Source organism: Methylibium sp. T29 (genome assembly GCF_000576205.1).
In the GTDB taxonomy this organism is placed as follows: Bacteria; Pseudomonadota; Gammaproteobacteria; order Burkholderiales; family Burkholderiaceae_C; genus Methylibium; species Methylibium petroleiphilum.
Map to the genome: position 1 here is coordinate 1 of NZ_AZND01000123.1, position 10,323 is coordinate 10,323.

The 10,323-nt window shown below is 71.1% G+C and carries 9 protein-coding genes and 1 pseudogene; 7 read left to right on the forward strand and 3 right to left on the reverse strand.

All coding sequences use genetic code 11. The annotated features are described in order from the left end of the window. Window positions 1-356 (forward strand): annotated as a pseudogene (locus x551_RS14085) (3-oxoadipyl-CoA thiolase); the annotation flags it as partial. Between the two features lie 18 nt (window positions 357-374). Here the strand turns inward: x551_RS14085 and x551_RS14090 are convergent. Beyond that, entirely contained in the window at window positions 375-638 is a 264-nt protein-coding gene (locus tag x551_RS14090) for a hypothetical protein (RefSeq protein ID WP_011828478.1), read from the reverse strand. 257 nt (window positions 639-895) lie between these two features. On the opposite strand from x551_RS14090, the gene x551_RS14095 reads away from it, so the two are divergent. Together x551_RS14095 and x551_RS26505 are read left to right on the forward strand one after the other, a co-directional pair. Then, complete coding sequence (locus x551_RS14095; protein ID WP_216701325.1) at window positions 896-2,557, forward strand: PQQ-dependent dehydrogenase, methanol/ethanol family; 1,662 nt, start codon at window positions 896-898, stop codon at window positions 2,555-2,557. Beyond that, window positions 2,554-3,057, forward strand: coding sequence for a cytochrome c (locus tag x551_RS26505; RefSeq protein ID WP_216701326.1), 504 nt, complete (start codon window positions 2,554-2,556; stop codon window positions 3,055-3,057). Before x551_RS14095 ends, x551_RS26505 begins: the two co-directional genes overlap by 4 nt. A 22-nt stretch (window positions 3,058-3,079) precedes the next feature. On the opposite strand, the gene hmgA is transcribed toward x551_RS26505, so the two are convergent. Both hmgA and x551_RS14105 read right to left on the reverse strand, forming a co-directional pair. Next, window positions 3,080-4,387: a homogentisate 1,2-dioxygenase gene (hmgA, locus tag x551_RS14100; RefSeq protein WP_036234404.1), complete on the reverse strand. Its 1,308-nt coding sequence runs from the start codon at window positions 4,385-4,387 to the stop codon at window positions 3,080-3,082. Window positions 4,388-4,460: 73 nt separating this feature from the next. Beyond that, window positions 4,461-5,462 (reverse strand): XdhC family protein, encoded by a 1,002-nt coding sequence (locus tag x551_RS14105; RefSeq protein ID WP_036234405.1) that lies wholly within the window; start codon window positions 5,460-5,462, stop codon window positions 4,461-4,463. 197 nt (window positions 5,463-5,659) lie between these two features. Between x551_RS14105 and x551_RS14110 the strand changes: the two genes are divergently transcribed. The 4 genes from x551_RS14110 to x551_RS14125 are packed head-to-tail and all read left to right on the forward strand — an operon-like array spanning window position 5,660 to window position 10,246. Beyond that, window positions 5,660-6,133, forward strand: a complete 474-nt coding sequence (locus x551_RS14110) for a (2Fe-2S)-binding protein (RefSeq protein ID WP_036234407.1) — start codon at window positions 5,660-5,662, stop codon at window positions 6,131-6,133. A gap of 27 nt (window positions 6,134-6,160) precedes the next feature. Next, entirely contained in the window at window positions 6,161-8,515 is a 2,355-nt protein-coding gene (locus x551_RS14115; protein ID WP_036234409.1) for a xanthine dehydrogenase family protein molybdopterin-binding subunit, read from the forward strand. 28 nt (window positions 8,516-8,543) lie between these two features. After that, window positions 8,544-9,335, forward strand: a complete 792-nt coding sequence (locus x551_RS14120) for a xanthine dehydrogenase family protein subunit M (protein WP_036249084.1) — start codon at window positions 8,544-8,546, stop codon at window positions 9,333-9,335. Between the two features lie 2 nt (window positions 9,336-9,337). After that, window positions 9,338-10,246 (forward strand): MoxR family ATPase, encoded by a 909-nt coding sequence (locus x551_RS14125; RefSeq protein WP_036249087.1) that lies wholly within the window; start codon window positions 9,338-9,340, stop codon window positions 10,244-10,246. Window positions 10,247-10,323 lie beyond the last annotated feature (77 nt).

Genomic DNA, 10,323 nt, shown 5'->3' on the forward strand with positions numbered 1-10,323 from the left:
GCATGGCCACCACCGGCGTCGCGCCGCGCCTCATGGGCATCGGCCCGGCACCGGCCTCGCAGCGCGTGCTGCAGCTCACCGGCCTGACGCTGGCGCAGATGGACGTGATCGAGCTGAACGAGGCCTTCGCGGCTCAGGGCCTGGCGGTGCTGCGCCAGCTCGGCCTGGCCGACGACGACGCGCGCGTCAACCCGAACGGCGGCGCCATCGCGCTGGGCCACCCGCTCGGCGCCAGCGGCGCACGGCTGATCACCACCGCGATCCACCAGCTGCACGACACCAGAGGGCGCTACGCCCTGTGCACGATGTGCATCGGGGTCGGCCAGGGCATTGCGGTGGTGCTGGAGCGGGTGTGAGCCGGGCGTGAGCGCCGCTCAGAGATCGAGCTCGAGGACCGATGAGCGTGCCCTCGAGACGCAGACCATGATGGATCGCCCGGACCGCCGCTGCGCCTCGGACAGCAGGCTGCGGTCGGCCGGCGCATGCACCGATGCGCGCACCGCCTCCATCAGCGCCGTCGGGCCGCAGCAGTACACCTGCGCCTGCGGCGGCAGGCCCTGCAACGCCGACGCCGGATCGAAGAAGCGCCGCGCCCCTTCACCACCAGGCCGACGCCGATGCAGGTGAATTCTTCCCACATTGAAGCCCGGCTTCGCAAACTACCCCGACGGGTGGGCGCCACGCCGCGAGCCTGAGGATCATTTCCACAACGCAGGCGCACGGTGACGACCGTGCAGCCCGCTTTCGCTGCCGCCAGCCCCGGTCACGCGCATCGCTGCGGAACGGCAGGGCCGGCGGACCCGACGACGCCGGCGCGATGCACCGTGCCGCGGCGCAATGCGGCCTTGCCGCGTCGGCGGGGCCCATTCCATCGAACACAACGGAGCTCCTCGACATGCACTCATGGAAGGCCGTCCTGCGCCATGGCGCGACCCCCCTGATCCTTGCGGCGACCCTGGCCGGCAGTCCCTACGCATCGGCCGCGCCGGCGAACCCCGTGAACGCCGCGCGACTGGCCGCCGCGGCCCAGGAGCCCGCCAACTGGATGACGCACGGCGGCACCTACCAGGAGGCCCGCTACAGCCCGCTCGACCAGATCAACACGCGCAGCATCGCGCGGCTGAAGCTGGCCTGGTACGGCGACTTCGACACCTCACGAGGCCAGGAGGCCACGCCCTTGGTGATCGACGGCGTGATGTACACGACCTCGAGCTGGTCGAAGGTCTACGCCTACGACGCCGCCACCGGCAAGCTGCTGTGGCGCCATGACCCGAAGGTGCCTGGCGACCGCGGCGCCGACGCCTGCTGCGACGTGGTCAACCGTGGCGTCGCCGCGTGGAACGGCAAGGTCTACGTCGGCACCCTGGACGGCCGGCTCGAGGCACTGGACGCGAAGACCGGCAAGCTCGTGTGGTCCACCGTCACGGTGGATCAGACCCGGCCGTACACGATCACCGGCGCGCCCCGGGTGGTCAAGGGCAAGGTCCTGATCGGCAACGGCGGCGCGGAGTACGGCGTGCGCGGCTACGTCAGCGCCTACGACGCCGAGACCGGCGCGCTGGCCTGGCGCTTCTACATGACGCCGAACCCCGAGAACAAGCCCGACGGCGCGGCCTCGGACGCGATCCTGATGAGCAAGGCCTACGGCACCTGGCACGACGGGGCCTGGAAGCAGACCGGCGGTGGCGGCACGCCGTGGGATGCCATCGTCTACGACGCCGACTTCGATCAGGTGATCATCGGCACCGGCAACGGCAACCCCTGGAGCTGGGAGCACCGTTCGGGCAGCAAGGGCGACAACCTGTTCCTGGGCTCGCTCCTCGCACTGGATGCGGAGACGGGCGCCTACAAGTGGCACTACCAGGAGACCCCGAGCGAGAACTGGGACTTCACCTCCACGCAGCCGATCATCCTGACCGAGCTGACGCTGCAGGGCCGCCAGCGCAAGGTGCTGCTCCATGCGCCGAAGAACGGCTTCTTCTACGTGGTCGACCGCAAGGACGGCGCACTGATCTCGGCCGAGCCCTTCACCACGGTCAACTGGGCGACCGGCATCGACCTGAAGACCGGCCGCCCGATCGAGGCGCCCGGCGCCCGCTACGAGCGCACGAAGAAGTCGTTCTGGGCCATGCCGGGGCCGTTCGGCTCCCACAACTGGCACCCCATGGCCTTCAGCCCGAAGACCGGCCTCACCTACATCCCGGTGCAGGACGTGCCGCTCGACTACAACTACTCGCCCGACTTCAAGTACTCGCCGCAGCGCGGCACCTGGAACACCGGCATCGAGGCCACCACCTTCGCCGGCCCCGGCAGCGAGTCGCATCGGCGCCTGCTGGCCATGCAGACGCGCGGCGCGCTGGTGGCGTGGGACGCCGTCCGGCAGAAGGAGGCCTGGCGGGTCCAGCACGGCAACCTGGCCTCGGCGGGCGTGCTGGCGACCGGCGGCAACCTGGTGTTCCAGGGCACGCCCGATGGCCGGCTGGTGGCCTACACGGCCGACACCGGCCGGCAGGTGTGGAGCTGGCAGGCTTCGACGGCATCATCGCCGGCGCCATGACGTATGCGGTCGGAGGCGAGCAGTACATCGCGGTCGTGGCCGGCTTCGGTGGCTCGAACGCCCTGCACGCGCCGTTCGCCATCGCACCCAAGGTGGGCCTGCACGGACGCATCCTGGCCTTCAAGCTCGACGGCCGGGCGGTGCTGCCGGACAACAGCAGACCGCTCCTGCCTCCCAATGTGCCCGCGCAGACGTGGCCGGCCGAGACCGTGTCGCGCGGCGCCGCACTGTACGGAAACTGCGCGGCCTGCCACGGCTTCGGCACCTACGCCGCCAACGTGATCCCCGATCTGCGCCGTTCACCGATGCTGTCGGTCAAGTCTGCCTGGGATGCGGTGGTCCTGGGCGGCGCGCTGGCCGACAAGGGCATGCCGAACTGGACGGGACGCATCGCCGCCGAGGACGTCGAGGCGATCCGGGCCTATGTGGTCGATCGCGCGCGTCAGCTGAGAGACGACGAGGCGGCCGCGCAGGCCGCTGCGAAGGCCCGGGACCGATGAAGCTGCGGCCCGCGCGGCGCGCTCAGCGCCGTGCGGGATCGAAGTGCCGGCGCAGGCCCTGCCAACAGCGCGCGTAGTCGGCCTGCCGCAGCGGCGAGGCCAGCGCCCGGGGTGTCGGGCGCCAGACGTGGCGCGCCTCGAACATGAAGGCCATGGTGTCGCGGATCACGTCGGGCTGCGACAGGTCGGCATGGCTCGCCTTCTCGAAGGTCTCGGCGTCGGGGCCATGGCCGGTCATGCAGTTGTGCAGGCTCGCGCCGCCGGGCAGGAAGCCTTCGGCCTTGGCGTCGTACACGCCGTGGATCAGGCCCATGAACTCGCTGGCGACGTTGCGGTGGAACCAGGGCGGCCGGAAGGTGTCCTGCATCGCCAGGATGCGCGGCGGGAAGACCACGAAGTCGAGGGCGCTGGTGCCTGGCGTGTCGGAGGCCGCATGCAGCACGAGGAAGATCGACGGGTCGGGGTGGTCGTGGCTGATCGAGCCGATGGCATTGAAGCGCCGCAGGTCGTACTTGTACGGTGCGCAGTTGCCGTGCCAGGCCACCACGTCGAGCGGCGAGTGGTCCATCGCCGCCGACCACAGCCGGCCCATGAACTTGGTGACCAGCTGGTGCGGCCCGTCGATGTCCTCGTAGGCGGCCACCGGCGCGAGGAAGTCGCGCGCATGCGCCAGGCCGTTGGCGCCGATCGGCCCCAGGTCGGGCAGGCGCAACGGCGCGCCGTGGTTCTCGCACACGTAGCCGCGGCCCGCGCCGTCGGGCAGCTCGACGCGAAAGCGCAGGCCGCGCGGGATGACGACGATCTCCTGCGGCTCGACCTCGAGCACGCCGAGCTCGGTGACGAAGCGGTGGCGGCCGAGCTGGGGCACGATCAGCAGCTCGCCGTCGGCGCTGCAGAAGCTGCGCTGCTGCATCGAGCGGTCGGCGGCGTAGAGATGGATCGCGGCACCGGCCTGCACGCCCGCATCGCCGTGACCGGCCCAGGTCACGAGGCCGTCGACGAAGTCGGTCGGCGCCGCCGGCAGCGGCAGCGGGTTCCAGCGCAGCGGGTCGGGCGGCGTGGCGAGCGTCGAGAAGTCGCTGACCAGCCGGCCGCCGTCGTCGTACGGCTCGAACGGCGCGTGCATCGCGGCCGGACGGATGCGGTAGAGCCAGCTGCGGCGGTTGTCGGCGCGCGGCGCGGTGAAGGCGGTGGCGCTGAACTGCTCGGCGTACAGGCCGTAGGGACAGCGCTGCGGCGAGTTGCGGCCCACCGGCAGCGCACCGGACAGCGCCTCGCTCTCGAAGTGGTTGGCGAAGCCGCTCTGGTAGCGCAGGGGAGCGTGGTGCATCGAAATCCCGTCCTCGCCGAGCATTCTGCCTGCGGCCCTGCAGGCGCTGCGGACGGGCCGCCGGCCCCGGCGCTCAGACGGCGCAGCCGGCCTCGACCGCGGCCGGCCCCGGCGGCGGCAACGGCGGCAGGATGCGGTAGCCGTAGCGCACCGCGGTCATCTCGGCCAGGATGCTGACGGCGATCTCCGGCGGCGTGCGCGCGCCGTTCTTCAGGCCCACCGGGCCGTGCAGCCGGGCGAGCGCGGCAGCGTCGAGGCCGAAGTGCTGCTTCAGCCGCTCGCAGCGCTTGCGCTGGTTGGCCTGCGAGCCGATCGCGCCGACGTAGAAGGCCTCGGACTGCAGCGCCTCCATCAGGGCCAGGTCGTCGAGCTTGGGGTCATGGGTCAGTGCGACCACCGCGGTGTGCGCGTCGGGGCGCAGCGCCGTCACGGCGTCGTCGGGCATGCCGCTCACCCGCGTGCTGCCGGCAACGGCCCAGGCGGCAGCGTATTCCTCGCGCGGGTCGCAGATCAGCACCTCGTAGTCCAGTGCCAGCGCCATCGTCGCGAGGTAGTGCGTCAGCTGGCCGGCGCCGATCAGCAGCAGGCGGAAACCGGGGCCCAGCGTGGTCACCAGCGTCGCGTCGTTCAACAGCAGCAGCTCGCCGGCACCGGCCGCCAGCTCGACCCGGCCGTCGGCCAGATGCAGCGTGCGCGTCACCCGGCCGCCCTGCTCGAGGCGGGCCAGCAAGTCGTCGATGGCGCTGCGCGCGGTGATGGTTTCCACCACCAGTTCCAGCGATCCACCGCACGGAAGTCCGAAGCGCGCCGCCTCGTCACCTGTAACGCCGTAGCACACTTTTTCCGGGCGATCCGCGGCGATCGACGTGGCGCGCACGCGCTCGATCAGGTCGTCCTCGATGCAACCGCCCGACACGGAGCCGGCCACCAGGCCGTCGCCGCGCACCGCGACCACCGAGCCCACGGGCCGCGGTGCGGAGCCCCAGGTGCGCGTCACCGTCGCGAGCACGACGCGATGCCCGGCTTGGCGCCAGTCACGCACCGTCCTGAAGACCTGCAGGTCGACGTTGTCCATGTTGTCCGTCCGTGGAGCGGCATCGTGAAACGCCGAGGCCACCGCGTCGACCGCGCGCTTCCCCCTATGAAACCTTTCGCCGAACTCGACCCGCCAGCCATTGCAATCGATTTCATAAGGGATTCCTGCGGTAAGCCAAACACGAAGAGCGTCGCCACACTTTCCGGATCGACACACCAAGGCACGAGGGACATGCGATGAGTCAAACGCTGAAACTGACGGTGAACGGGCGCGCGGTGGAACGCGAGGTCGAACCGGCCACGCTGCTGGTGCACTTCCTGCGCGACACGCTGCGACTCACCGGCACGCACGTGGGCTGCGACACCGCGCAGTGCGGTGCCTGCACGGTGCACCTCGACGGCCGGGCGGTGAAGAGCTGCAACATGCTGGCGGTGCAGGCGGCCGGCCATGCGGTGACCACCATCGAGGGCGTGGCCGCGGCCGACGGCACGATGCACCCGATGCAGGCCGCCTTCAAGGCCTGCCACGGCCTGCAATGCGGCTACTGCACGCCCGGCATGGTGATGAGCTCGATCGACCTGGTGAAGCACCACGACCACAGCAGCGAGCACAGGATCCGCGAGCACCTCGAGGGCAACTTCTGCCGCTGCACCGGCTACCAGAACATCGTCAAGGCGGTCCAGGTGGGCGCCAAGGGCATGGGCGCCTGAGCCCCGCGAACCCAGGAGACCTACACCATGAACGCACGCCAGGGTTTCATCGGCCAGCCGGTCCAGCGCAAGGAAGACGCGCGCTTCCTCACCGGCCGCGGCCAGTACACCGACGACCTGATCCAGCAGGGGCAGACCTACGCCTATTTCCTGCGCTCGCCCTACGCCCACGCCCGCATCAACGGCATCGCCATCGACGCGGCGCAGGCCGCGCCGGGTGTGCTGGGCGTCTACACCGGCGCCGACTTCCGCAACGTCGGCGGCCTGCCCTGCGGCTGGCTGATCACCAGCGTCGACGGCACGCCGATGAAGGAACCCAAGCACCCGATCCTGTGCGACGACAAGGCGCTCTACGTCGGCGACGCGGTGGCGCTGGTGGTGGCCGAGACCCATGCGCAGGCCAAGGCCGCGGCGGCGCTGATCGAGGTGGACTACGAGGAACTCGCGCCGGTGGTCGACACCGCCACCGCCAAGGCGGCCGGCAGCACGCTGCACGAGATGGCGCCGGACAACGTCTGCTACACCTGGGCCATCGGCGACCGCGCCGACGTGGACGCCGCGGTGGCCGCGGCGCCGCACGTGAGCAAGCTCTCGTTCCGCAACAACCGGCTGATCCCGAACGCGATCGAGCCGCGCTGCGCGAACGCGTCCTACAACCCGAGCGACGAGAGCTACACGCTGCATGTGGCCAACCAGAACCCGCACGTCGAGCGGCTGCTGATGTGCGCCTTCGTGCTGGGCATCCCCGAGCACAAGATGCGCGTGGTGGCGCCCGACGTGGGCGGCGGCTTCGGTTCCAAGATCTTCCTGTACGCGGAGGAGACCGCGATCACCTGGGCCAGCAAGCACGTCGGCCGGCCCATCAAGTGGACCGCCGACCGCAGCGAGGCCTTCCTGACCGACGCCCACGGCCGCGACCACGTGACCACCGCCGAACTGGCCACCGACCGGGACGGCCGCTTCCTCGCGCTGCGGGTGCACACCACGGCCAACCTTGGCGCCTACCTGTCGACCTTCGCGTCCAGCGTGCCGACCATCCTGTACGCCACGCTGCTGGCCGGCCAGTACGCCACGCCGAAGATCTTCTGCGAGGTGACCGGCGTGTTCACCAACACCGCGCCGGTGGACGCCTACCGCGGCGCCGGCCGGCCCGAGGCCACCTACGTGGTCGAGCGCATGGTCGAGACCGCGGCGCGCGACCTCGGCATCGACCCGGCCGAGATCCGCCGCCGCAACTTCATCCAGGCCTTCCCGTACGCCACGCCGGTCGGGCTGACCTACGACACCGGCGACTTCGCCGCCCTGCTCGGCCGCGCGCAGGAACTGGCCGACGTGGCCGGCTTCCCCGCACGCCGCGCGGCCAGCGAGGCCAAGGGCCTGAAGCGCGGCCTCGGCTACTCGGCCTACATCGAGGCCTGCGGCTTGGCGCCGAGCAACATCGCCGGCGCGCTGGGCGCGCGTGCGGGCCTGTTCGAGGCCGGCGAGGTGCGCGTGCACCCGACCGGCAAGGTGACCGTGTTCACCGGCAGCCACAGCCACGGCCAGGGCCACGAGACCACCTTCGCGCAGATCGTCGCCGACAAGCTGGGCATCCCGCTCGAGGACGTGAGCATCGAGCACGGCGACACCGGCAAGGTGCTGTTCGGCATGGGCACCTACGGCTCGCGCTCGCTGTCGGTGGGCGGCACCGCGATCGTGAAGGCGGTCGACAAGGTGATCGCCAAGGGCAAGAAGATCGCCGCCCACCTGATGGAGGCGGCCGACACCGACGTCGAGTTCGAGAACGGCGTGTTCAAGGTGGCCGGCACCGACAAGAGCGTGCCCTTCGCGTCGGTCTCGCTGACCGCCTACGTGCCGCACAACTACCCGCTCGACAAGCTGGAGCCGGGCCTGAACGAGAACGCCTTCTACGACCCCACCAACTTCACCTACCCGTCGGGCACCTACATCTGCGAGGTCGAGGCGGACCCGCTGACCGGCGTGGTGAAGGTCGAGCGCTTCACCGCGGTCGACGACTTCGGCAACATCGTCAACCCGATGATCGTGGAGGGCCAGGTGCACGGCGGGCTGGCGCAGGGCATCGGCCAGGCGCTGCTGGAGCACGGCCAGTACGACACCGACAGCGGCCAGCTGCTGACCGGCAGCTACATGGACTACGCGATGCCGCGCGCCGACGACCTGCCGAGCTTCGTGGTCGAGACCGCCCAGGGCACGCCCTGCACCCACAACCCGCTGGGTGTGAAGGGCTGCGGCGAGGCCGGTGCGATCGGTTCGCCGCCGGCGGTGATCAACGCGATCTGCGACGCGCTGGGGCTGCGCGACGTGCCGATGCCCGCCACGCCGCACACCGTGTGGCAGGCGATCCAGACCGCCGCCCGCTGAGCCCGCCGATCCGACCAGGAGACCCACCATGCAAGCCTTCGCCTACCAGACCCCCGCGACCGTGGCCGATGCCGTGAAGGCGGCCGGGGCCGACAACGCCAAGCTGATGGCCGGCGGCCAGTCGCTGCTCGGCTCGATGAAGCTGGACCTCGCGGCGCCGGACGCGATCGTCGACCTGGGCGCCATCGCCGAGCTCAAGGGCATCCAGGTCGACGCGAAGAGCGTCACCATCGGCGCGATGACCACCCACGCCACCGTGGCCGCTTCGGCCGAGGTGAAGAAGGCCATTCCGGCGCTGGCCGAGCTGGCCGGCAAGATCGGCGACCGCCAGGTGCGCAACCGCGGCACGATCGGCGGCAGCCTCGCCAACAACGACCCGGCCGCCTGCTATCCGGCCGCCACGCTGGGCCTGGGCGCGACCATCACCACCGACCGCCGCAGCATCCCGGCCGACCAGTTCTTCAAGGGCCTGTACGAGACCGCGCTGGCCGAGGGCGAGATCATCACCTCGGTGAGCTTCCCGATCCCGGAGAAGGCGGGCTGGCAGAAGTTCAACCAGCCGGCCTCGCGCTTCTCGATCGTCGGCGTGTTCGTCAGCAAGGGCCCGCAGGGCGTGCGCGTGGCGGTGACCGGCGCGGGCGCCGGCGTGATGCGCGTGAAGGCGCTGGAGGACAAGCTCGCGGCCGGTTGGTCGGCCGCCGCCTGCAACGGCGTGAAGGTCGACGCCGAGGGCCTGAGCACCGACCTGCACGGCTCGGCCGAGTACCGCGCCGCGCTGATCCCGGTGCTGGCCGGGCGGGCGGTGGCGGCGGCTGGTTGAACGTGACCGACCTCCCCACCGGCATCGACGACACCGCCGCCCGCCTGCGAGCGCACGGCTACCTCGCCGACCGCCAGCTCGCCACCGCGCTGTACCTCGCGCTGCGGCTGCAGCGCCCGCTGTTCCTCGAGGGCGAGCCGGGCACCGGCAAGACCGAGATCGCCAAGACGGTGGCGGCGATGCTGGAGCGCCCGCTGATCCGCCTGCAATGCCACGAGGGCCTGGACCTGGCCGGCGCCGCCTACGAGTGGAACTACCCGCGCCAGATGATCGAGATCCGCCTCGCCGAGCGCGACGCCGGGGCCACGCGCGAGCAGCTCGCCGCCGACCTGTTCTCGCCGCGCTTCCTGACGCAGCGCGCGCTGCTGCAGGCCATCGATCCGGCGCAGCCGCTGCCGCCGGTGCTGCTGATCGACGAGCTGGACCGCGCCGACGAACCCTTCGAGGCCTACCTGCTGGAAGTGTTGTCGGACTTCCAGATCACGATCCCCGAACTGGGCACGGTGAAGGCCGCGGCGCCGCCGATCGTGGTGCTGACCAGCAACCGCACGCGCGAGGTGCACGACGCGGTGAAACGGCGCTGCCTCTACCACTGGGTCGGCTTTCCCGATGCCGACCGCGAACTCGCGATCCTGCGCCAGCGCGTGCCGGGCGCGAGCGAAGCGCTGTCGCGGCAGATCGTCGCCTTCATCCAGGCGCTGCGCGGCGCCGACCTGTTCAAGCTGCCGGGCATCGCCGAGACCATCGAATGGAGCCGCGCGCTGCTGGAACTCGACGCGCTGCAGCTCGACCCCGAGACCGTGAACAACACGCTGGGCGTGCTGTTGAAGTACCAGGACGACATCGCCAAGGTGCAGGGCTCCGAGGCGGCGCGGCTGGTGGAGCAGGTGCGCACGGCCTTGCGCGGCTGAGGCCGCGAGGCCGGGCCCCCGACGCACGATGCTCCCGCCCACCGCGACCGCCCCCGCTGCCCGGCCACCTGGCCGCC